The sequence below is a fragment of the Streptomyces sp. NBC_01508 genome, from assembly GCF_045040315.1.
Taxonomy (GTDB): Bacteria; Actinomycetota; Actinomycetes; order Streptomycetales; family Streptomycetaceae; genus Streptomyces.
The window spans coordinates 25280-45914 of sequence record NZ_CP109420.1 but is presented as its reverse complement, the minus strand read 5'-3'; the positions used below and the strand labels follow the sequence as shown (position 1 = coordinate 45914).

Below are 20635 nucleotides of genomic sequence, written 5' to 3'. Positions count from 1 at the left end.
CGGCGAACGGCGGGGCGGGGCCGTACGGAGAGCGACCGGTCAGACCTTGGGGAAGCGCAGGATCGTGAACTCGGTGCCGGTGCCGTAGGGGCGCGGCTTGGCGGTCAGGATCTCCGGCTGGGTGTCCGCGAGGCGCTGCAGTTCCTCCTCGATCCACTCCGTGGAGCGCTGAAGGGCGAGGCGGTCCAGGTGGAAGCTGGTGAGGTAGACCGTGACGTCGTAGTCGGAGCGGCGCTCCGCGTGCAGCCGCCGGCGCACGATCTCGCGGGCGGTGCCGTCGTCGGGACGGGGCGGCAGATCCCGGGGCAGCGCCCGGCACTGAGCGGCGTGGGTGTTGGCGATCTCGCCGCCCGCCTGCTCGGAGGAGATGTAGTTGGTGTCGGCCTTGGAGCGGGTGCGGTAGGAGCAGCCCAGGCAGGTCACCGCGTAGTAGGTGCCGTTGACCCCGGCGTCGGCGGTGTAGACGAGGACGACGGCACCGGCCAGTCCGAGGAAGCGCTGGGTGACGATCACGCCCTCGGGCTTCCAGGTCTCGCCGATCTCCGGCCACGGCTCGGGGGTGAACTCCGGCGCGGCGGGGGTGCGGGGGCGGAAGAGGGTGAGTGCCATGGGCTACTGCTCCTTCTGGTCGGCTTGGGCGCTGGCGTGGATGCGGGCGAGGGACCGGCGGGCGGCGACGACCACGAACGGCATGGCGAGCGCCCCGGCGAAGCTGGCGACGGTGATGAGGTAGCCGGCGGCCTGGTGGAAGGTGCTCACACCAGCACCCCGATCGCGGCGACGGTCAGCAGGGCGAGCGCGGCAAGGATGACGTCGACCGCCAAAGCCAGGCGCTGGAACTTGCGGGCCGCGAGAGTCGACAGCGCCTTGATGCGGGCAAGGCGGTGGTCCTGCTCCATCGCCACCTCGATCTCGTTTTCCTCCAGGCGCGCCCACTGCGGGAAGGTGCCCGGCGCGGCGGCGCCGACGGTGAGGCAGGGCCGGACGACCAGGAGGAGTAAGACGGCTGCGGCGGCGAGGGCGAGGACGGCCACGCCGCCGACGACCTTCGTGAACCCGGGCAGGTCCTTGTCGGCGACGCTGGCCAGACCGGCGAGGACCGCTCCGTCGAAGGCGAGCAGCAGGCTGGCCTTGCTGTCGGTGCGGGCGATCTCACCGGTGACGGCGGCGCAGGCCGCGTCTCGGTTCCGGTCGCCGACGATGGTGAGGGGTGCGGTGGTCACGTGGGACTCCCATCCGGGCCGGGCTGTCCGGCTCCCCGTCACCACCCGGCCCGCAGCGCGGGGCGGGTGGATCAGGCAACCGTCAGACCGGTTCAGGCGGCGCGCTGGAGAGGGAGAGCAACGGCCCGGCACGCCTCCGCGTGCTCCTGCGCCCAGCGCTTGAGCTTCCCGCCCTCGTAGGTGTTCTCCAGGAAGTTGCTGCGGGACTCGGGGGTGTCGTACACCGACTCGCGGGTCTCCTCCTCGCGATAGCCGCAGCCGGAGCAGAGACTGACCAGCTTCAGGTCTACGCACTTGGAGGAGTAGCCGTAGCCGGGTTCCGCGTTGGTGTCCTCGGTGACGAACAGGGTGAGGTCGATGAGCGCGCCGACCAGGTTCTGGTACCGGGCGACGACGCCTTCCGGGTTGGACAGCGGGTGGGGCAGCTTGCCCTTGAGCTGCTCGATCTCCGCGTTCAGCTGCCGGACCTTCTCATCGGCCCGGCGCTCGATGCCGTTCGCCCGCTGCACGGCCGCGTCGATCAGGGCGTTGCTCTGCTGCTGTGTCCGCCGTACCGAGGCCGCGGCTTCGGCGACGCGGGCGTCGGCCTGCTGACCGAGGTCCGTGAGCTCCTGGCGGAAGCGGGCGTCTGCCTGCTCCGCTTTCGCGGTGAGGCTCTTGGTGAGGCGCTGTTCCGCCTCGAGGTCCTTTTCCAGGCGGTCGCACTTGCTCCGGACCATGGGGAACGCGGAGGCGAGGTTGTCCAGCTCGGCGAGCCGGTCCGTGCTGATGATCCGGAGCATGACGACGTCCTTTCAGCGAGCGGGGTGGTTGTGGTTGTGCAGGTGGATCAGCGGGCGAAGGGACAGGCCGCGCAGGGCGAGGAAGCTGCCGATCGTCCAGGCCAGGACCGCGAGCGCGGCGGCGACGGGGCGGCCGGCGGCGGGGGAGGCGTCCCAGACCATGAACACCGAGCAGGCCCCGTGTGCGGTCCAGGTCAGCCGGGCGCCGACGGCGCCGGTGAACCAGGACAGGGCCAGGGAGGCGATGCCGACGCCCTGCCAGATGACGAACGCGCTGGTGGCCGTGAGGGGCAGGCCGACCGTGTGCGCACTCAGGTAGGCGTGGACGGGGTCGGCGACGGTGGCGGTCCACTGCGTGAACCACGCCCAGTCCTGGTGGTGATACCAGTCGATGCCCTTGGGGATGCCCCACTTCAGGACGAGGACCAGGGCAACCAGGCCGACGACGCCGAAGGCGGCGATGGCGCCGGGCGGGATGTCGGCGGCGGCGTTGATCGGCTGCGGGCGGGGCGGGGCCGGCCGCCGGGGCGGCGGGACGCGCTGGCTGTCGGGGATGGTGTCCAGCGGCGGAACGGCGGGGTCGGGCTCGCGGGACTTGTCGGGCTCACTCACCGGTGGTTCTCCTTCGAGGTGGTCGACGGCGTCGCGGACGGGGTGACGCTGTGGGCGGGGCGGTCGGGGCCGTGCTGGTCGTGATCGGCGGCTCCGCTGCTTGCTCCGCACAGCTGCCAGCCGAGGAAGATCCCGACGATCAGCAGGACCTGGTGGCGGTGGGCTCTCCACCAGGTGGGCGGGGCGGGTTCGGTCAGAACGCCGATCACGGCGGGCGGCTTCTTCGCCATCACAGGTGGGCACTCCCAGGCACAGGGGACAGGTCATGTGCGCGGGGCCGGTCTGCCCGGCTCCCCGTCACCACCCGGCCCGCAGCGTGCGGTACGGGTGGATCAGGCAGCCGTCAGGGGTGAACGCTCAGGCTGCGGCGGCCAGTTGACCGACGCTGTGTCGCATGTAGCTGTCGGGTGCGGCCGGGGTGCCGTCGTAGCACTCCAGGCACGATCCGAGGGTGCGTAAAGGGAGGCAGTGGTAGTACCGGCGCGCGCACTTCGGGCAGGTCTGCCGGGCGGCCATCGCCTTGTCGAGGGCGACTTCCATGGCGAAGGTCATCGGCCGTATCGGCTTGGCCTTCTTGATCTCGTACAACCACGCCATGCGCTTGCCGCCCCGGCACTCGATGACCGCGACCGGGTCCTGGCCGCCGGGCCGTAACCGCCGCTCCCGCAGTTGCCGCCTGGTCGCGAGCCCTTTCGGGGCCTGCCTCCAGCGGTGCACGGGCAGGGCCCCGGTGGGGTCGGCGTACATGTCGACGTCCCGGACGGCCGGCGGGGACGCCGGTTCAGCGGCGGCCACGGCCTCGGTTGTGTCCGCGGCCGGTGTGGACCTGGACCTTGGCGCGGCCCCGGGCCTGGACGTTGACCGAGCCGCCCTGGCCGGGGCCGGTGGCGAGCATCTTGATGAGGACGAAGCCGCCCAGGCCGACGGCGGCCAGGATGGCGACCGCCTTGGCGAGCTCCATCAGCGCGGCGGCCAGGAAGTAGACGCCGACTCCGGCGACTCCGACGATGAACGCGACCAGCGCCGCCTTCACGAGGAGCGGGGAGACGTACGCCTGCGGGGCCGGGGCGGGCGGCGCCGTGTAGTACGCGACGGGCTGGCCGTTCGGGCCCGGCATCATCACGACGCCGTCCAGGCCGGCGGTCGACGGGTAGACGACGCTGCCGTGGGGGAGCGGGACGACGTGCTGGCCGTACTGCGGGGCGGGCTGCTGCCCGTACTGGGGCGGCAGCGGCGTCGGGTAGTAGGTGGGCTGGGGCTGCTCGCCGTAAGACGGCATGATGGGGTCTCTCCTCTGCTTGGGGAGCTCGGGCGAATGTCATTTGGCGTGAGATCGTCCGGGGAGGCTTCGGCCTCTTCACCGGCCTCCGGGGGTGCTTGATTCATCCCCGGAGGCCAGTGGAGCCGTCGAAGCGCGGCGGGTACGTCAGTCCGTCAGGTGCCGCCACCGCGTGGGCAGCAGCTCGTCCCGGCGCATCAGGATCGTCGTCGGGTGGCCGGGGCCGGCCTTGGGGAGCAGGGCGACCGGCTCGGTGCCCAGGTGGGTGAAGTCGAACTCGAAGTCCGTGTCCACGGTGTCCTCTTCCTCTTCTTCCGGCCGGTGGGTCATGCCGCACCGACGCTTTCGCTGTCGTCGTCCTCGAAGACGTCCAGGGCGTCGGCGATGACCGACTCCTCGAATCCGTCCTCTTCCGCGAGGCGCTTCTTCGCGGTGCGGACGCGGTCTCCGACCCACGTCTCGCCCTTGCCGTACTGGTTTCCGAGGCGCTCCAGATCCGGTGCGAGACCGGACAGCGAGCACTTCGCGATGTACCGCTCGGCTTCGTCACGCTGCTGCTCGCGCACTTCGCGAGGGACGCGGCCGCCGTTTTCCGAGGCGGTCAGGGCGGGTACCGCGCTGAGCGCGACCCCACTTTCCGAGGCGCGGCCCGAAGAAATCGAGGCGCGGGCGACTGCACTTTCCGAGGTTCCGCGAGCCTTGGCGGCGGCCCGCTCCAGGGCGCGCTGCCGCTTGATCTTCTCGGCTTCCTCCAGGGCGCGGGCTTCGGCCTCAGCCCTGATCCGCTCGGCATCAGCGGCGGCTTCGGCCTCCCGGCGCAGGGCTTCCGCCTGGGCGTCGGCTTCCTTGCGCAGCGCCTCTGCCTGCGCTTCTGCCTTGACGATCTCCGCCTGGCGGGTGGCCTCACGGTCCCGTTCGGCCTGCTCCCGCTCCCACTGCTCGCGGCGGCGGCGGTCCTCGATCTCGGCCTCGGTCTTGCGCCGCGTCGTCTCGATTTCTGCGGTGCGCTCGGTGAGCGCGAGCCGCTCGCGGTCTGCCGCGATTTCTGCGCGGCGGGTCCGGTCGGCCGCCTCGATTTCTGCGGTACGCCGCTCGTTTTCGAGCCTCGCGATTTCCTCGCGTTCGCGCCGGGCGGCCTCGCGTTCTGCGTCCGCGCGCTTCGCGGCGGCCTCGCGTTCTGCCGCCTCGCGCTTGTCGGCCGCCTCGCGTTCTTCCTTCTCGCGGGCTCGCTTTTCGGCTGCCTCGCGTTCCGCGGCCTTCGCGCTCTCGAACTGCGCGATGGTCGCGGTGAGTTCGCCGCGGCGCCGGGTGGCGTACTTGCGGTAGCCGGTGGCGGCTTCCGCGAGCAGGATCAGCAGGGCCGGGGCGACGGAGTGGAGCAGGATTCCGCCGGCGTCCGGCTTCTGCGGGACGAAGTGGAAGTGCCCGTCGGGGTACAGGCTGGTCCAGCAGTTCATCACCCAGGTGGAAAGGCCGGCGGTCCAGCGCAGCAGGAACGGCCAGCCGCCGGGCTTGTAGTCACCGCCGTGCTCCGCGAGGACACCGTCGACGTACAGGACGGTGATCAGGGCGAGGCTGGCCAGCGGGTCCAGCATCCAGGCGATGTACCAGGGGATCTGGTGGGAGATGCCGAACAGGGTCACATTCACACAAGTGAAGATCAAAGCGCCGCCCCCGAGGGTGAGCAGCGCCTTGGTGACCATGGCCAGGGCCTCGTCCAGCTTGCCGATGGACTTCTTGGCCTTCGAAGCGTCGTCGGCACTGACCGGCGCGGGGGTTCTGGGGGCCCCGGCCGGTGTCGGCCGGGGAACGGTCGGGGCACTCATGTTGGTTACCTTCCGTAAGGTGCGCGGAGGCGCGTCGCGCACCGTGCGTGGGGGACATATGGGTACGCATTGGGTGGTGCGCGGGCAGGGTGCGCGCCCCTTACCTGGGGCGGGGACGGGTGCGCACGGTGCGCGACGCTGCGCACCATGCGCACCCGGTTTTCGTTACTCTCCGTACTCTCAGGAGAGGGGGGAGCGGAGGATGTCGTACAGGCCGAAGCCCTCGTCCGACTCATCCTCGGAGATCACTCCGTCCTTGATCAGCCGGTCGCGCTCGCGGTAGAACCAGCGCTTGGTGTCGGCGAGGTTGACCTTCATGTAGATGTCGGTGACATCTCGCGGGGCGAAGCTGTTTTTGCCTTCGCGAACCCATTTGTCGAGCCGCTCGTACAGCTCCTGGCGGCCCTGCTCACCGGTCAGCTTGTCGGCGTCGTCGACGGGGCCGCCCAGGCTGAACACGGGGGCGTCGTCGGCCGGGGGCTCGATGTCGTCCTCGATGCGCAGGTTGTCGTACTCGCCGGGCTCGGGGTCCTCCGCCAGCACGTTCTTCAGCATCTCGTTGAGCTCCTCGACTTCGGCCGCCATGGTGTCCTCGTCCACGTCGTCCATCTCCTCCTCGGGCGGTCCGGAGTAGGCCGGCGCCGCCGGGGTGACCGAGGCGGTCGCCATGGCGGTGGGGGCCGAGGCCGCCTGCTGCGGGCTGCTCTCCTCTCCCTCTTCCTTGGGCAGCAGGGGGGTGTCGTACGTGGTGCGGTTGACGTACAGGTCGCCGAACGCGTCGGCGGTGATCGTGTCCAGCGGGGTGCGGATCGCCGCGCCGGCGGTGACGGCGTCGGCCTGGTCCTTCTTGGTGGCCAGCTCGGTGCGGGCGGTGATGTGCCACCGGTCCTCCGGGATACCCAGACCCGCCGCGTAGTGGTAGCCGGGCTTGCGGTTGCCCCACTGCGGCCAGGCACCGGCGTCGGTCGCCTCGTCGGGAAGGCAGTACTGGGCGTCCGCGCCGTCGCGGAGGCCGAAGCACAGCCCTGCGGGCGAGTTGGCCCGGGAGTCGGTGTCCATGTTGTTGTGCGTCGCGCGCTGGATGGACGTCAGGATCCAGATACCGGCGGCGCGCGCCGTGCGGAGGATCTTCTGGTAGTGCTCGTTGTCGGCGGCGAAGTCCGCGGCCTCCTCACCGACGATCACGAGGAAGTTGAGGCCGCAGCCGGGCTCCCACTTGCTCATGCCCTTGGCGGCGAGGAAGTCGGTGCGCTTCTCGATCGCGTTGGGCAGGAGCTTGAAGAACCGCCGGGCTGCGTCCTTCTTGTCGATCGGCCACTCGATGCCGTGCCGCACGTGCCCGAAGTCCTGCTGGAACTTCGAGCAGTCGATCGCGATCACGGACACCTCAGTACGGGTGCCGCACTCGACGATGATCAGCTGGTTGCCCTGGGTCTTGCCCGCGCCGTTCACGCCCATCGCGATGGCGTGTTCGACGTTGCCGTTGGTCAGCGGGCCCGGGTCACGGAGCATCCCGGTGAGGTTGAGCAGGAGGTCCTCGCCGTCCTCGTAGCGGCCGGTGCGGATCGGCACGTCGCCGATGGACGCACCGAACGCGGACGGGCCGCGCCAGGGGAAGCCCTCCTTTAGGAGGTCGGCGACCTGGACGCGCACGGTGATCTGGGAGGAGTCGTCATCGTCCACGGTGTGGGTGATGCGCCCCTTGCCGATCTTCATGGCGGCCGCCATGGCGGGGATCCTGCGGACCAGATCGTCCGCAGTCGCCCCGTCCTTGGCCTCCACCTTGGCGATCACCGTGCCCTTGCCGTTGGACTGAGCGTCCTTCAGCTCGTGCTTGGCCAGGCCGATCTCCGACTCCAGCTTCTCCCACTTGCTGGCGCCCTTCTGCGTGCTCTTCGCGTGGAAGGCCGACCAGAGGTTGTTCGCCAGGGAGAGGCCGATGCCGCCCAGCGCCCAGGCGCCGGCGGTCTCAGCCGTGTCGACGCCGGTGATGGTGCCCAGCGTCGCGGCCGCAGTGACCACGATCGTGTTGACCTGGTGCAGCCGGACGGTGTCCTTGTCCCGCTTGGCCTTGCTGTCCAGGTGACCGAGAAACTTGCAGAGCGCGGTGCCGGTGCCCGCGATGCCCAGGGTGGCCAGGGCGAGCGCGGCCGGGTTCCCGGCGACGGCCAGGTGGCCGCCCTCCACCAGAACGGGCCCCAGAGCGGTGACCGCCCAGGGCCCGACGAAGCGGAGCCGCCGGGCGCGGTCCTGCTGCTGCTCATCCTCGGTACGGGTATCGATCGGCTTCGACTTCGAGACGCGGCGTGCCATCAGGCAGCCCTGCCTTCCTCACCGGGGCGGCCGGCGGATCCAGTGCTCGGCTTGTCGCCGATGGAGAACCCGGGCTTGCCCTTGCCCTTGCCCTTGCGGGCATCGGCTTCGGCTTCCTGCTCGGGTCGGATGAAGTGCTTGACGAAGCTGGCGTACATCTTCACGCCGCTCAGACCGAAGACCTTCGCGGCCGTGGAACCGGCGCGGAGGTGGCCGCCGACCAGCTTGGCGCGGATCTTGGACTGGGCACCGAAGGTCCACCACTTGCCCTTGTACTGGGACAGGATGGCGGTGACCATGTCGGCGTCCATCCCGATGCGCATGTACAGCTCGAAGCCGATGGCGCGCAGGATCTTGGCGTAGTTGTAGAGGTCGCGGTCGGTCTTGAACTCGATCGCGTCCAGCTGCTTGATGAGCTGTCCGAGGTTCGAGCCGACCGGGTCGCCGTCGCTCATGCCGGGTGGTTCCTTCCTGAAAAGGGATGAGAGGGGTTGTGCGGGCGGGGGTGCTGTCACCTCCCCGCGGTCCCGGGCCGGGGCCCGGAGCCACGGGCAGACGGCAAACTCACCGACTGCTGGTGCTGGCCTGGTCGTTTCCGGCGTTCTGCACGGCCGTACTGATTCCGCTGCCCATGCCGTTGATGGCACCGGCGAGCGGGGAAGTGGCCAGGGCGTAGCCGCAGACGAGCGCGGCGATCATGACGCCCGCTCGCATGTCGGAGCGCCAGAACAGGTACGTGGCGCCACCGGCGAGCAGGAACAGGGGAAGGCTGATCACGAGGTCCTCCAAGGACGGGGAGTCGGGGAAGTGCTCTCCAGCCGCGAGGGCCGAACCGAGCGGGGGAAGCGGGTGCTCCTTCGCTCTCCACCGCCACCGGACCGCGCGGGGCGGGCCGGTGGCGACTGGGCAACGCAGGAAGCGCGGTGTGCGGGTCAGCGGGCCAGGAGCACCGTGGCGATGACGATGACCGGGCCGGCCATACCGAGCAGATAGATGAAGCGCATAGCGCTTACCTCCGGGGTCAGTTGATGGATCAGGGGGCGGATCGCAACGTCGGCCGAGGGTGATCCGCAGGGGCGTGCAGGCCGTGCACCGGGTGTCCAGCCGCCCAGGCCCTGGCGGCAGCCGCGGCGGCGGCAACAAGCAGGGCCTGGGCGAGCGGGTGATGAATGCCGTGAACGGCGAGGGCCCGGGCCGCGGTGTGCTGCGCGGTCCGGGCCCGGGTGATCCAGAGGGTCACTTCTTGCCGGCGTTCGATCCGCTCGACTGCCGGTTCTGTTCCGCGTTCTTCCGCGAGAGCTCCTCGCGTTCGGCCTCGGTCATCGCTGACCACCGCCCTGCGCGTTGCGGCGGTCGGCCTCCTGCGCCCTGCGCAGCGCCTCGTCAGCCTGGTTGCGTGTGATGATGTTCATCGGGCCTCCACATCAGGTCCTGACGGCCCCGGGGGTGCGATCCTCGGGGCTGTCCTTGTGGTGCGGGACGGGCTGTCCAGCTCCCCGTCACCGCCCGTTCCGGCCGGGGCCGGTGCGGGCGGATCAGGCAGCCGTCAGACCTGCTCGAACTCGAGCGCGCTCATCACGCCGGTACCGTGCAGCGCGACGACGGTGAGGCGGTTGCCGTCCCGAGTCCGCAACTGCTCACCCTTCGCGGTGCGGTTGTGCACGACCGGCTCGAAGCCAGCCATCGTGTTCGCGCCGATCAGGCGGTACGCCTCATCCGAGCTCAGTCCGGCGACGTTGTAGCGGGTCGCCGGAGTCGGGCCGAAGAACTGGTGGTTGATCAGGGAATCCATGGGCTCTCCTGCCGGGGTGGATGGTGGAGCGGGGCATTCCTCCGCGCTCTCCACCGCTCACCGACCGCCGAAGCGGGCGGTGAGCGACTGGGCAGCGCGGGGCTGCAAAAAAGGGGGCGCGGCCTCTGCCGCCGCGCTGCTCGCCTTGTGTGCTGAGAGGGAGAACGAGGTTCCCTCAGTCCCGACGCGGCTCCTCGCCTCGGCTGGGACTGGGTGCCGAGGGTCTGGGAGCGTGTCGCGTCGTTCTTTACGTCGTGGGGTTGTAGGCCCTCCGCACTCGCCATCAGTAATGAGCGCCCGGTTGGTACTGCACCGGGCCACCCCAAGCTCAGGGCGCCTGACGGGTCATTGCACGTGCCGACTGCCACCACCAGGGGTAATGGCGCCTCACGACGGGTTTCCACTCACCTCCGGCCGGTGCGGTCACGGCCGGAACTGCGGTGGTGGATCACGCTGTTGAGTTCTCAAGTAACAGCCGCTTCCTTCGTACTCACCCCTGCGGGCTTTCCTCCGAGCGGTCAATCGGGGACCGAGGGTCCGGCTCCCTCATCCGGCGCCGCCCAGGGGCGGTTCCGGGTGGGGGAGCCGGGTCCGCGAGGGACCCGGCTGGAGCTAGGCCGCGAGCGGCAGAGGCTCCGTGGCGGTGGCCGGCGGCGCGATGCGCAGCTGCGCGGCGTAGGGGAGGAGCACGTCGACCAGGCGCTCGCGGACGAAGGCCGTGATGGTCGGGTCGGCGGCGGTGATGTCGCGGGCCGCGTGCATCCGGGCCCGGCGGGCGGCGTCGGCGGCGATGAGCGCGTCCAGGAACGCCTCGGGGCTCATGTCCTCGCCGCCGGTGACCTGCTCGTCAGGGAGGAGGCCGGCCTCGTACATCGCGAGTGGCGTACCGAACGCGATGTCCATATCGACGTCGCCGAAATCCGGCAGCTCCACGGTGAGCACGTCCAGGAGCTCCTGGGTCTCGATGTCGAAAACCTCAGTGACGAGGCCGGCAGTGGGGCGGCGGGTCGTGTTCATTGGGGTGGTCCTCTCTCCGGGCAGGCACGGTCAGCACCGACCCCTCAACCTTCCTAGGAAGGACCGGCGAGACAGAGACTTGCAGAAGGAGGGGCACCCCGTCAACACCTTCCTAGGAAGGTTGGTATGTTTCCTAGGAAGGTGTTGCTACGCAGTCGCTGATCTGGAAAGGTGCACGCCATGAGCACGAAGACACCAGGGGATGCGTCTGCTCCCTACGACGCCAGCCGCCTCGCTGGCGAGCTGCAGGCATCGATCGACCGTGGTGAGCTACGCCCTGGTGATCAGCTGCCGACCACTGCCGCGCTCGCCGCCCAGTACGGGGTCAACAAGAACACCATCAGCAAGGTGATCTCGGGGCTGAAAGCCGCAGGGGTGCTCACCGGACCGGCAGGAGGACGCACCTGGGTGCGCGTCCGTCCGCAGCAGGTCAAGCGGCATAATGCCCGCTACCTGCGGGAGAAGGTCGAGGTGCTTCTGCCGGAGGAGGAGCGCGCCGGATACGGCGTAGCCGAGGCTGATAGCGGGATGTCCGTACATAGCCTGCATGAGGCGGTCTATCTGTACGAAGTGGTACCTGGCCCGGACGATATTCGGGCAATCCTCGGCGTCACGGACGAGGACCAACTTCTGCGTCGCACCTTTACACGGCGGCATGTGGCAAAGGCCGGGGCCAGCTGTTCCACGAGTTACCTCCCGTACAGCCTGGTCAGCCAGAACCCCGATCTCCTGGATGCCGACCGCGAGCCTTGGGCTGGCGGCACAATGCACCAGCTCTACACCGTTGGCGTCGAACTGGACCGCATCGAAGATCGGGTAGTCGCCTCCATGCCGACCCCAGAGGAACAGCGGTTGCTGGACATCCCCCCTGCGATCCCGCTTCTGCGCGTACGCAAGATCAGTTACGCAGTGGGTGGTGAGGCAGTTGAGGTGTCGGACATTCCGCTGCCTGGAGATCGAGCTGAGCTGATCTACACGACTCCGCTTGAGCGGTGGAAGTAGTGCCTCTCATCAGCATCATCACTCCCGTGTACGACGGCGGGCATGCGTTCCTGGCGGAAGCGTACGAATCGCTCAAGAATCAGACCCTGCCAGAAGGCTGGGCTTGGGAGTGGATCGTCCAAGAGGACGGACGGTCAGGAAGCCCCGCCACAGTACTTTCGGCTGAGGACGAGCGCGTGCGCTTCGCCAAAGGCGCTCGGGGCGGTGCTGGTGTCGCCCGGACCTTGGGCCTTGCGCGAGCCCGCGGCGCTCTTGTCCGCGCTCTCGACGCGGATGATCTGCTGACGGACGGAGCGCTCGCTCGCGACATCGAGACGGTTTACGCCTTCCCTGAGATTGGGTGGTGCATTTCCGGCTGCCTGGACCTGCTGCCTGACGGCACGTTCGTCGCTGGTCCGTACGACCCCCCCGCCGGCCCCCTGACGATCCAGCAGCTGCGGGAGCAGTTCGAGGCTGATCGTTTCCCAGTCGTCGGTACGCATCTCACGGCGCGGACTGAACTGGTTCGCGCGGTGGGTGGGTGGCCGGCGCTTCCAGCATTGGAGGCTCTGGCGCTCGTTCTCGTGTGCGCAGCCGTGTCACCGGGACGCATGATCGGCGAGCCCGGCGGTGTCTATCGAAAGCACCCGTCGCAGACGACTGCTCAGCGGGGGTACCGCGATGAGGACGAATTCAGCGTCTTGCACGCTGCGATCGTGTCTCGCCTCGACTCACTCCAGTCGTCAGGGTGGCGCTGGGCGTCACGCAGCCAGGAGGGCCAGAGATGACCAGGACGATTTCGATCATTACTGCGGTGCACCAGGCCGGTGTCAGCTACCTGCACAGCACGTACGAGTCGCTGATAAAGCAGGCTCTTCCCGCTAGTTGGGACTGGGAGTGGCTGATCCAAGAGGACGGCAAAGACGTTGGCGCTGGTGCACATGTTCCGGTGGACCCTCGCATTCACGTGTCGAGCTCCCGCCGTGGTGGTCCACACGTGGCTCGGACAGTGGCCCTAGGCCGGTCGTCAGGTGAACTCATCAAGACGCTCGACGCGGACGATCTCCTCACGAAGGACGCTCTGGCCCGTGACATCAATGCCTTGATGGAACGCGATGACATCGGCTGGACGACTTCCGCGGTGCTCGATCTGCTCCCCGACGGAACCCTCGAATCGTTCCCGGGAAACCCGCCCACGGGCGTCCTCCAGCGGGGCGCCGTACTGAGCCACTGGCAATCCGCCCGACGGCCGCAAGTGCATCCGGCAACCCTGTGCGCACGCCGGTCGCTGGTGATGGCCCTCGGGGGATGGATGGCTCTGCCCTCATCCGGCGACACGGGCCTGCTCTTGGGGCTCGACGCCCTGTCCATGGGCTGGTTCATCCCCCAGGTTGGTCTCCACTACCGAAAGCACAGCGGGCAGATCAGTGCTGACGTACGGCATTCCCACGGACCGGAGTGGGAAGCGCGCATGCGCGTCATGGGCGAGCATGCTGAAGCGCTCCACGCGCTGGTCGACGTGCTCTCACAACCGCAACCGAACCACTCGTTGAGGAGGGCGAAGTGACGGACAATCCTCGCTGGTCAAAGGACGTGCGCTGGGAAATTCAGCGCGCCATGAACGCCGTCGTTCGCGAAGCCGCCGACATCGTGAACCGCCGGAGCTCCAACGGCAAATGGATCGCTCCGGGCGAAATCGACGAGCTGGGTGACAACCCCTCCCTGGGTATGGCGGGGCAGATCTGGGTCCTGGACAAGCTCGACGCGAAAATCCGCGAGGCCCGCGAGGTGATCGAACGGGTGCAGGAGGAGTGCCGTACTCAGTCCGGGATCAAACGCCCAACGGGGGAGTCCGAGTGACGGCCGTACCGAGTGAAGAGGAACCCGTCAGCCTCCAACAGCGCCGTCAAGCGCAGCTCGGTGAGCTCCTCCCCGGTCCCGTTGACGATCCGGGAGGCATCTCCAGCCACCATCCGTGGGGCGATACTCAGGCAGAGCTCATCCAGCAGCCCGTGGCGCTGCAACTGCGCGAGTACGCGCGGCCCACCTTCGCTCAGCACGGCGGTCATACCACGCGCACCAAGAATGCGGAGCGCCTCTCGGACATCGACCTCGTCCTCGCCGGCCTCGATGACTTCGAGACCACGCTCCTCAAGGGACCGTCGGCCTGCGGGCGGTGCGCCGCGAGACGTGATGACCAGCGTCTGCGATCCGGGAGGCGCTTGACGATCGAGAAGGCCGTCCGCCAGTTCCAGTCGCTGGCTGACCACGGCAATCGGTGGCGTGGCGGGACGGCCCGCGGCAAGGCGAGCACTCGCAAGGTTCGGATGCGCGTCGGCGGGGCCGTACCCTTCGCGACGGGCGGTCTCAGCCCCCACCAGGATGACGTCGGCGAGCGCCCTCAAGACCGCGAGCAGGATCTGATCCGTTCGCCCGGACAGCCCAGCCGATCGAGACTTCCAGGCCGAAGCTCCATCAAGCGAGGCAACCATGTTCGCCCGGACCCAGGAGCGCGACGGATACCCGTACTCGCGCGCCAGCCAGTAGTCGAGCTCAACGGGATCGGCGGGGGCCGGTTCGGCGACTGGGAAAAGACGTTGCATGCGCGAGAGTCTGGCAGGGAGGCGACAGCCCAGGTGATCGTCGCTCTCCTGCACTCAGCTGATCCTCGCCTCAGGTATCCCGCGCGTCCTTGTGGCGTGGCGCGAGCTGTCCTTCTTCGTCGACGACTGCGTCGGAATAGAAACTCTGGCATCGGCGGGGGTGATCGTGGTGGAGTTGTCGGAGTGCGCGGCGGCCGCGAAGGCCGTCAACGCGCACTTGGGGAAGTTGGCATGACGGCCCCCCAACCTCCTATCTCCGCTTGCCTGGATGTCACCGGCATTCGTGTCCTCTCGAATCGAGAGGAGAGGGATAGGGTGACGTCCAGTTTGATCGATAACGGCGAAAAGCCCCCGCAGGACGGCAAGGTCCAGGGGGGCTCTCGGGCGGGAAGTCCCGTCCGGGCGACACACCTGAGTGGAGGTGATCGCGAAGTGCAGGTTACCCGTAGCTGCGGAACTACACGCGCTACTTGGCCGTTGAACGGCGTGATCATGCTCCGGTCGGGTTTCGCGCATGCAGACGCCAGCCTCCGGATCTTGGAGGCTGGGATGACATAGGTCATCGGCCGCAGCCGTCCTTCGTGGCTTTGTGACCACGCGGCTCATGCGGCCCGTCTGGCTCGCGTCCGGGGTGGTGCCCGGTTCGAGCGAAAGTCTCGGAGCCCTTGGCGAGGGCTCCCTGCGGCTCCCTGGCAGGAGTCGCATCCGCAGCACCCGGTCCCTTGGTAAGGACTGGTTCCGCAGTACCGGCCTGGGAGGGCCGGGCAACACCCGCTCCGTGAGGAGCGGTCCTCTGCCCGTCTGCTAAGTAAGAACAGGAGGTCGTGTCATCTTGCACGACCTGGTGTCCCCTTGTCAGCTTTGCCGTGGCGTCCGGTGGATCCCGCCGGGCGGAACGCCCTTGTGCAACGGCACCCCCACTCCTGACACCGTGACGCACATCACATGGATGTCTGGCCTGTGCGGGGGTGTCGGGCAGGCGTTCGTCACCTGCCTCGTATACCCGAAAGCGCGCAGGGGCGGGCAGGTTCACGCCGCTGGCACGCGGATTCTGTCCACAGGCAGTCCGGTGCAGGGTCGGCGAGTGGATGAGGAATCACGGGTTCGGACTGCGCCAGACGGGGGTGTCCGCTTCGGCGGATACACCGGCCCGATGACGACACAGACGACGTTGGAAAGTTCGACCCTCGCGGTGCCCACCGCTCCTGCCGTGGCGGCGGGCCGATGACCTCCCGGGCGGCTGAGGCCGCAGGGGAGTCGACCGATGGTGCGCCGGTTCGCCGGCAGCGGGTGAAGGTGCCGATGCGGCTGGTGACGTCGCCCGCGTACCCGGACGTCGCGCTGACGACGTATGTGAAGGTGAAGGCGCTTGGTGCGCGCCCGGAGGGGTGCGAGGCGAAGGCCGGGACCATCGCGTCGTATCTGGGAGTGTCGAAGGCGTCGGTGGAGCGCGGTCTGAAGGCGTTGTCGCGGCCGGCGCCGGACGGTGTTGTCGAGCTGATGGCGCACCGCCGGACGATGCCGGGGGGCCGTGGCACGTCGGCGGTGCGCCGTACGCGGCCGATGGGCCGTACGGAGATGTTCGTGTGGCTGCCGGTGGCGGCCGCGGAGGACCTGACACCTCGGCAGCTGCGCGCGTACGCGGTGATCGCGTTCTCGGAGCGGATGGGCATCGCGCTGACGGAGCAGGAGTTGGCGGGGCATCTGCTGCACCACTCGGGCAGGAAGGCCGGCCAGTCCATCACCGCGGCGGCGGCCGGAGTAGTCGTCGACGAGGTGGAGGCGGCGAAGTGGGTGACGGTGCAGCGGCGCGCGGGGACGCAGGGCCGTCACCGGTTCCTCGTGCACGACATCGCCCCGACGGTGCCTGGAACGGCCGGAGTCGGAGCCGCGCCGGTGGTGGACGCCGTGGTGGGGCCGGTCCAGGAGGGTGCACCGGCGTCTGTGGACGATACGACGGGTGCATCGGTGAGTTCGTTGGTTGGTGAGGGATCGGGTCCGCTGGTTGGTGAGGGATCCCTCGCGAATAAGGAATCACCTAGGACTGACTCACCTGATGACGAGAGCGCGATTTCCTCACCCGCCGTAGGCGAGGTACCGGTAGTAGAAGCTGTGGAAAACTCGGTTGGAACGACTGCTCGCACACATGCTCCGGGTGGTCTCGCGCTCCGCGCGGATGCCAACAGCCAGCCCTCCCCCTCGAAGCCGAGAGGCGAAAAGCGCAGCAGCGGCGGGGGGTCGGTGCGGTCGGCTTACACCGGACCGCAGTTGACGATCACGCCGGACATCTACGCGGTGCTGGAGCCGGTGCACTGGCTGCTGAAGCGGGTGAACAGCCCGTTCGTGGAGCGGAAGATCGCCCGCGAGGTGGGACGGCAGCTCGAGGAGGGCATGACCCGCGAGCGGCTCTACGACCGGCTGTCCGTCCGGGTTGCCGGGGTGATGGCTGCGGACATCCGTGACCCGGGCAGGTGGCTGCTCGGGGTGGCGCTGCCGCGCTGGGGCTGCGGTCACATGGCCTGCGAGTCCGGGCGGATGTGGCCGACCGGACGCCGCTGCGACGTGTGCGCCGAAGTCGTCGCGGGCCGGGCGGCCGAACGGCGCCGTGCCGAGCGGCTGAAGCAGGGCCTGTGCCCCGACCACGGCACCCGGCCCGGCCCGACCGGGGCCTGTACCGACTGCGAGCTCCAGGAGGCGGTCGACGCCGGCGGGGCCGTGGTGGAACGCCGGGCACTGGAGGGCCCGCCGCGCAGCTCCTGCGGCGAGTGCGGATGCCGGATCTTCCTGACCGGCCCGGCCGTCGGGGACGGGCTGTGCAAGCCGTGCCGGACCGAGCTGGGTGGCCGCAGTGGTGCGGCCACCCCCGCCGTGGCGCAGCCGCAGCGCACGGGCGACTGGTCACAGCACCTGGCGCGGCTCGCCGCTCAGCCGCTGAGCGCGGACGTCGCCTCGTGAGAACCGCAGGATGGTGCGCGCAGTCCGCCGGGGCCGGCCCCGGCAAGACGGTCGCGGTATGTGCCGACGCGGGGCCTGACAGTGACAGCCTCACGGACTAAGTTTTCAAACGGAGGTTCGAATCAAATGTTACGAAGTCCGATCGAGTACGTACGGATACCGGCAACCAGCCCTCGGTATCCCGGCAGGGACGGCATCGTTAGGCAGCACACCGCGACCGCCCCGGGCGGCGCAGCCGCATGCGCGAGTGCAGGAGGAAACCGGTGAGCGACCGCAGCGCCATCGAGTGGACCGAGGCGACGTGGAACCCGACGACGGGGTGCGACCGGGTCTCGGCCGGTTGCGACAACTGCTACGCGTTGACGCTTTCGAAGCGGCTGAAGGCGATGGGCTCGGCGAAGTACCAGAACGACGGGGACCCCCGGACGTCTGGGCCGGGCTTCGGGCTGACGGTCCATCCGGATGCGCTGCGGGTGCCGTACGGGTGGAGGGCCCCGCGCACGGTGTTCGTGAACTCCATGTCTGACCTGTTCCATGCCCGTGTGCCACTGGACTACGTCCGGCAGGTCTTCGACGTCATGGCGGACACCCCGCAGCACACCTACCAGGTCCTGACCAAGCGGGCCCGGCGGCTACGGCAGCTCGCCGGCGCGCTGGACTGGCCGCCGAACGTGTGGATGGGAGTCTCGGTGGAGAGCGCGAAGGAACTGCCCCGCGTCGACGACCTGCGCCAAGTGCCGGCCGCCGTACGGTTCCTGTCGTGCGAACCGCTGATCGGTCCGCTGGACGGCCTCGATGTCGGCGGCATCGACTGGGTGATCGCCGGGGGCGAGTCCGGGCCGAGGTTCAGGCCCGTACAAGAGGAATGGGTCACCGGGATCCGCGACATCTGCGTAAACGCCGGCGTCGCGTTCTTCTTCAAACAGTGGGGCGGTCGCACCCCGAAAGCCGCGGGCCGTGACCTGCTCGGGCGTACCTGGGACGAGATGCCCGAGCGCGCACCGGTCACCGCAGGCTGACCATACTGCTCTTGGTGAGACGGCCGGCCGGTGTCACGAGCCGGCCGTCCTGGTCCAGGGCCCGTATCGCCCGCCCCGCGTCACGCACGCGCCACTGGGACGTCTCCAGCAGCAGCCACGAGCCCAACTTTTCCAGCGTCGCCGGGCCCTGGCGTAACCGCTGCTCCACCAGCGACAGCAACTCCGGGTCGACTGCTTCCTCCAGCTCGAAGAAGGAACCCTGCCCGACCGAGATGGCGCTGCGGCACCGGGGGTCCTTGAAGCTCATCCCGTCGCTCTTGTCGACGGTCCACATCGCCTCCTTCATCACCTCCACGCCCTTCTGGTGGCCGGTACCGAAGACGAGATACAACGGCTGACCGGTCCGGGGGACCACCTGGAACTGAAGTCGGAAGCCGAATCCGGCGCGCTGAAGTCCCTGCCGGTAGATGTCCAGCCAGGCCCGCCACTTCTCGTCGCTGTCCCCGATGTCCGCGGCGTGTTCCCAGAACTGGCGGCCTCCGAAGACGCTGTCGAGGATGTCCGGGTTGAGGTTCTCACGGCGGCTGAACCAGTTCGGGCCGAACGTGGTGATCACCTCGCTGGCTGGGTTGCGGGCGATCCGGCGCATCAGACTCATCGGCGTGTTGACGCTGCCCCAGCTGTCGAAGACCCCCAGTACCGGCTGCCCCCAGGCCCCGACCTCCGTCAGGATGCGTTCGCTGTCCCGGCCGGCCTCGCCCTGGCGGACCTCCACCCTGACCGGCAGCCGGTCCAGCGGGCCGAACTTGCGGTGCAGCTCTCCGAGCAGATGCTCGTACCGGTCTCGCTGCTTCTCGATCAACACCAACTGCACGCGTTCGCGCGTCAGTCCCATCCGGGCCACGGATCCGTGCTCCAGCAGCCGGTGCAGAGTGAACACCGGAGAGCCTTCCTCATCGCCCTCGTACCGGCCGGGGCCGGCGAACGCGTCGAGGAGCGTGACCTTCGACCAGCTGCGGCCGGTACGGCCGTTCGGCTGGAGGAGGATCGGCCACCACGCGTCGAAGTACCGCTTGTACAAACGGTGCTTCGCCTCCGTCGCCGGCTCCAGTGCCCACAGCACGCCCATGTGCCCTCCCCGGATCGCCACCTATGGCCAATGCCGTGATTGTCCGATGACGGTACGTGTCGGCGCCAGAGTGCCTTCGCCGACGACGGTGACACCCTGCGGCCCTCCAGCGACGACCTCACCCGCGCCGCCAGGAACTCCCGCGCGTTCTCCCAGCCCAGCAATCGAACGGGATGTTCACACCGTGGCGTCGGCGGATGTCGCGATGGTAGAGGTTGGTGGACTCACGGCAGTCACCGTCCGGTGGTGGGCATGTCGGACGCCGTCGCCTGCGCAACATAGGCGTCGACGGCCTGTTTCAGGCAGGCTGCCGTGAAGCCGGGAAGCCGGCCACCCGTACCACCGTCATAGCGGGCGTTGATCTTGCCTCGGTTGGGCCGCATGATGCCGACCTCACGCATGATCGCGCACAGATCGGGTCCGATGGTGTTCGGGTGGTACTCAAGCGCGGCTGCCAGATCACGCGACGCCATCTCCTTCTCCGGAACGGCGGAAACGACCGCGTGCGCGCGTACGAGAAGCTGCGGTACGTCTTCGTGTCCGGCGTGTTCACGTTGGCGTGAGACGCCGCCATTCCCGCCCTGCACGGGGACGTGAGGTTCAGCCGCAGCGGGCGCCCGCCCCCGAGAAGGCTGCTCCCCGTCAGGCGAGTTGTGCGGCGCGAGTCCCGACGCAGGCGAAGCGTTGTCCACCGTGGCCAGCAGCCGTCCCAGCTCAGCCCATGAGGTGCCCGTGCTCAGTGCCGTTCCGACGAGGGTGCCGATTCTCTGGCTGCTCTCCTGCGCTTGAGCCCAGAGTTCGCGTGCCCGCCTGGCCAGTTCGTTGTGTTCTTCGATGCAGTGCGCCAACTCGGCAATCTGCCTGGTGTGCTCCATACCTGCAAAACGGCCGGAACGCCGCCGAAGATGCGTGGCGAGCGCATACCCGACCAATCTGTCGGGCGGCACCGACAAGGCGTGCCCTCGCCGCCGCGACGTAGTCTCCGAGGTGCCACTTAGCGAGCAGAACCTGAACGGGACGCCGAAGTGATGAACGACGCCCGCAGAGGCCTTCGACACCCGCTCACTCATTGTGGTGGCGCCCTGCTGATCGCGCCCCTGCGCCGTACGGGGTCCCATGAGAATCACGCGGTGGCCACCCAGA

The 20635-nt window shown here is 68.8% G+C and carries 25 protein-coding genes; 7 read left to right on the top strand and 18 right to left on the bottom strand.

Features of this window, described 5'->3' with window-relative positions:
• Nucleotides 1–39 precede the first annotated feature (39 nt).
• From OG700_RS37150 to OG700_RS37080, 15 genes are all read right to left on the bottom strand, one after another.
• Nucleotides 40–609, bottom strand: a complete 570-nt coding sequence (locus OG700_RS37150; protein WP_331762446.1) for a hypothetical protein — start codon at nucleotides 607–609, stop codon at nucleotides 40–42.
• Between the two features lie 3 nt (nucleotides 610–612).
• Nucleotides 613–759, bottom strand: coding sequence for a hypothetical protein (locus OG700_RS37145; RefSeq protein ID WP_329156373.1), 147 nt, complete (start codon nucleotides 757–759; stop codon nucleotides 613–615).
• Nucleotides 756–1223 (bottom strand): Pycsar system effector family protein, encoded by a 468-nt coding sequence (locus OG700_RS37140; RefSeq protein WP_329156371.1) that lies wholly within the window; start codon nucleotides 1221–1223, stop codon nucleotides 756–758. The genes OG700_RS37145 and OG700_RS37140 overlap by 4 nt, the downstream gene beginning before the upstream one ends.
• Before the next feature lie 92 nt (nucleotides 1224–1315).
• Nucleotides 1316–2005, bottom strand: coding sequence for a hypothetical protein (locus OG700_RS37135; protein WP_329156369.1), 690 nt, complete (start codon nucleotides 2003–2005; stop codon nucleotides 1316–1318).
• 12 nt (nucleotides 2006–2017) lie between these two features.
• On the bottom strand, nucleotides 2018–2617 hold the full coding sequence (locus tag OG700_RS37130; RefSeq protein ID WP_329156367.1) for a hypothetical protein: 600 nt from the start codon (nucleotides 2615–2617) through the stop codon (nucleotides 2018–2020).
• A complete protein-coding gene (locus tag OG700_RS37125) occupies nucleotides 2614–2847 on the bottom strand; it encodes a hypothetical protein (RefSeq protein WP_329156365.1) in 234 nt (77 codons plus the stop codon). Before OG700_RS37125 ends, OG700_RS37130 begins: the two co-directional genes overlap by 4 nt.
• Before the next feature lie 127 nt (nucleotides 2848–2974).
• Nucleotides 2975–3412, bottom strand: coding sequence for an RRQRL motif-containing zinc-binding protein (locus OG700_RS37120; protein WP_329156363.1), 438 nt, complete (start codon nucleotides 3410–3412; stop codon nucleotides 2975–2977).
• The gene (locus OG700_RS37115; RefSeq protein ID WP_331762440.1) at nucleotides 3399–3896 is read right to left on the bottom strand and encodes a hypothetical protein; all 498 of its coding nucleotides are present in this window, start codon (nucleotides 3894–3896) and stop codon (nucleotides 3399–3401) included. Before OG700_RS37115 ends, OG700_RS37120 begins: the two co-directional genes overlap by 14 nt.
• A gap of 147 nt (nucleotides 3897–4043) precedes the next feature.
• Entirely contained in the window at nucleotides 4044–4226 is a 183-nt protein-coding gene (locus OG700_RS37110; RefSeq protein ID WP_329156361.1) for a hypothetical protein, read from the bottom strand.
• On the bottom strand, nucleotides 4223–5722 hold the full coding sequence (locus OG700_RS37105) for a hypothetical protein (RefSeq protein ID WP_331762438.1): 1500 nt from the start codon (nucleotides 5720–5722) through the stop codon (nucleotides 4223–4225). Before OG700_RS37105 ends, OG700_RS37110 begins: the two co-directional genes overlap by 4 nt.
• A gap of 180 nt (nucleotides 5723–5902) precedes the next feature.
• Nucleotides 5903–8035, bottom strand: a complete 2133-nt coding sequence (locus OG700_RS37100; protein ID WP_331762436.1) for a hypothetical protein — start codon at nucleotides 8033–8035, stop codon at nucleotides 5903–5905.
• Entirely contained in the window at nucleotides 8035–8490 is a 456-nt protein-coding gene (locus OG700_RS37095) for a hypothetical protein (RefSeq protein WP_331762435.1), read from the bottom strand. The genes OG700_RS37100 and OG700_RS37095 overlap by 1 nt, the downstream gene beginning before the upstream one ends.
• Before the next feature lie 109 nt (nucleotides 8491–8599).
• Nucleotides 8600–8812 (bottom strand): hypothetical protein, encoded by a 213-nt coding sequence (locus OG700_RS37090; protein ID WP_405622362.1) that lies wholly within the window; start codon nucleotides 8810–8812, stop codon nucleotides 8600–8602.
• A 769-nt stretch (nucleotides 8813–9581) separates the two neighbouring features.
• Nucleotides 9582–9827, bottom strand: a complete 246-nt coding sequence (locus OG700_RS37085; protein WP_331762431.1) for a hypothetical protein — start codon at nucleotides 9825–9827, stop codon at nucleotides 9582–9584.
• Between the two features lie 612 nt (nucleotides 9828–10439).
• Nucleotides 10440–10844, bottom strand: coding sequence for a hypothetical protein (locus OG700_RS37080; protein WP_331762429.1), 405 nt, complete (start codon nucleotides 10842–10844; stop codon nucleotides 10440–10442).
• A gap of 180 nt (nucleotides 10845–11024) precedes the next feature.
• Between OG700_RS37080 and OG700_RS37075 the strand changes: the two genes are divergently transcribed.
• Genes OG700_RS37075 through OG700_RS37060 form a run of 4 tightly spaced genes read left to right on the top strand, consistent with a single transcriptional unit; the run spans nucleotide 11025 to nucleotide 13685 of the window.
• A complete protein-coding gene (locus OG700_RS37075) occupies nucleotides 11025–11846 on the top strand; it encodes a GntR family transcriptional regulator (RefSeq protein ID WP_331762427.1) in 822 nt (273 codons plus the stop codon).
• Nucleotides 11837–12613, top strand: coding sequence for a glycosyltransferase (locus OG700_RS37070; RefSeq protein WP_331762425.1), 777 nt, complete (start codon nucleotides 11837–11839; stop codon nucleotides 12611–12613). The genes OG700_RS37075 and OG700_RS37070 overlap by 10 nt, the downstream gene beginning before the upstream one ends.
• Nucleotides 12610–13392 carry a glycosyltransferase gene (locus OG700_RS37065; RefSeq protein ID WP_331762423.1) on the top strand — a complete coding sequence of 261 codons (783 nt, stop codon included), beginning with the start codon at nucleotides 12610–12612 and terminating at the stop codon, nucleotides 13390–13392. Before OG700_RS37070 ends, OG700_RS37065 begins: the two co-directional genes overlap by 4 nt.
• On the top strand, nucleotides 13389–13685 hold the full coding sequence (locus tag OG700_RS37060) for a hypothetical protein (protein WP_331762421.1): 297 nt from the start codon (nucleotides 13389–13391) through the stop codon (nucleotides 13683–13685). The genes OG700_RS37065 and OG700_RS37060 overlap by 4 nt, the downstream gene beginning before the upstream one ends.
• Here OG700_RS37060 and OG700_RS37055 read toward each other — a convergent pair.
• A complete protein-coding gene (locus tag OG700_RS37055; protein WP_331762419.1) occupies nucleotides 13646–14428 on the bottom strand; it encodes a dihydrofolate reductase family protein in 783 nt (260 codons plus the stop codon). The genes OG700_RS37060 and OG700_RS37055 overlap by 40 nt on opposite strands.
• A 91-nt stretch (nucleotides 14429–14519) precedes the next feature.
• On the opposite strand from OG700_RS37055, the gene OG700_RS37050 reads away from it, so the two are divergent.
• The 3 genes from OG700_RS37050 to OG700_RS37040 all read left to right on the top strand — a co-directional run bounded on the left by OG700_RS37050 (nucleotide 14520) and on the right by OG700_RS37040 (nucleotide 18402).
• Nucleotides 14520–14663 carry a hypothetical protein gene (locus tag OG700_RS37050; protein ID WP_405622358.1) on the top strand — a complete coding sequence of 48 codons (144 nt, stop codon included), beginning with the start codon at nucleotides 14520–14522 and terminating at the stop codon, nucleotides 14661–14663.
• 1067 nt (nucleotides 14664–15730) lie between these two features.
• Complete coding sequence (locus tag OG700_RS37045) at nucleotides 15731–17383, top strand: hypothetical protein (RefSeq protein ID WP_405622356.1); 1653 nt, start codon at nucleotides 15731–15733, stop codon at nucleotides 17381–17383.
• Between the two features lie 263 nt (nucleotides 17384–17646).
• On the top strand, nucleotides 17647–18402 hold the full coding sequence (locus OG700_RS37040; protein WP_331762493.1) for a phage Gp37/Gp68 family protein: 756 nt from the start codon (nucleotides 17647–17649) through the stop codon (nucleotides 18400–18402).
• On the opposite strand, the gene OG700_RS37035 is transcribed toward OG700_RS37040, so the two are convergent.
• Together OG700_RS37035 and OG700_RS37030 are read right to left on the bottom strand one after the other, a co-directional pair.
• A complete protein-coding gene (locus tag OG700_RS37035) occupies nucleotides 18389–19492 on the bottom strand; it encodes a three-Cys-motif partner protein TcmP (protein ID WP_331762415.1) in 1104 nt (367 codons plus the stop codon). The two genes, OG700_RS37040 and OG700_RS37035, sit on opposite strands and share 14 nt — an antisense overlap.
• A gap of 233 nt (nucleotides 19493–19725) precedes the next feature.
• Nucleotides 19726–20367, bottom strand: coding sequence for a hypothetical protein (locus OG700_RS37030; protein WP_331762413.1), 642 nt, complete (start codon nucleotides 20365–20367; stop codon nucleotides 19726–19728).
• Nucleotides 20368–20635: the final 268 nt, after the last annotated feature.

Coding starts and splice junctions, on each gene's coding strand:
- OG700_RS37075 (WP_331762427.1), top strand. CDS start 11,025: ATGAGCACGAAGACACCAGGGGATGCGTCTGCTCCCTACGACGCCAGC.
- OG700_RS37135 (WP_329156369.1), bottom strand. CDS start 2,005: ATGCTCCGGATCATCAGCACGGACCGGCTCGCCGAGCTGGACAACCTC.
- OG700_RS37105 (WP_331762438.1), bottom strand. CDS start 5,722: ATGAGTGCCCCGACCGTTCCCCGGCCGACACCGGCCGGGGCCCCCAGA.
- OG700_RS37110 (WP_329156361.1), bottom strand. CDS start 4,226: ATGACCCACCGGCCGGAAGAAGAGGAAGAGGACACCGTGGACACGGAC.
- OG700_RS37085 (WP_331762431.1), bottom strand. CDS start 9,827: ATGGATTCCCTGATCAACCACCAGTTCTTCGGCCCGACTCCGGCGACC.
- OG700_RS37125 (WP_329156365.1), bottom strand. CDS start 2,847: ATGGCGAAGAAGCCGCCCGCCGTGATCGGCGTTCTGACCGAACCCGCC.
- OG700_RS37055 (WP_331762419.1), bottom strand. CDS start 14,428: ATGCAACGTCTTTTCCCAGTCGCCGAACCGGCCCCCGCCGATCCCGTT.
- OG700_RS37115 (WP_331762440.1), bottom strand. CDS start 3,896: ATGCCGTCTTACGGCGAGCAGCCCCAGCCCACCTACTACCCGACGCCG.
- OG700_RS37035 (WP_331762415.1), bottom strand. CDS start 19,492: ATGGGCGTGCTGTGGGCACTGGAGCCGGCGACGGAGGCGAAGCACCGT.
- OG700_RS37045 (WP_405622356.1), top strand. CDS start 15,731: ATGCGGCTGGTGACGTCGCCCGCGTACCCGGACGTCGCGCTGACGACG.
- OG700_RS37100 (WP_331762436.1), bottom strand. CDS start 8,035: ATGGCACGCCGCGTCTCGAAGTCGAAGCCGATCGATACCCGTACCGAG.
- OG700_RS37095 (WP_331762435.1), bottom strand. CDS start 8,490: ATGAGCGACGGCGACCCGGTCGGCTCGAACCTCGGACAGCTCATCAAG.
- OG700_RS37065 (WP_331762423.1), top strand. CDS start 12,610: ATGACCAGGACGATTTCGATCATTACTGCGGTGCACCAGGCCGGTGTC.
- OG700_RS37030 (WP_331762413.1), bottom strand. CDS start 20,367: ATGGAGCACACCAGGCAGATTGCCGAGTTGGCGCACTGCATCGAAGAA.
- OG700_RS37150 (WP_331762446.1), bottom strand. CDS start 609: ATGGCACTCACCCTCTTCCGCCCCCGCACCCCCGCCGCGCCGGAGTTC.
- OG700_RS37080 (WP_331762429.1), bottom strand. CDS start 10,844: ATGAACACGACCCGCCGCCCCACTGCCGGCCTCGTCACTGAGGTTTTC.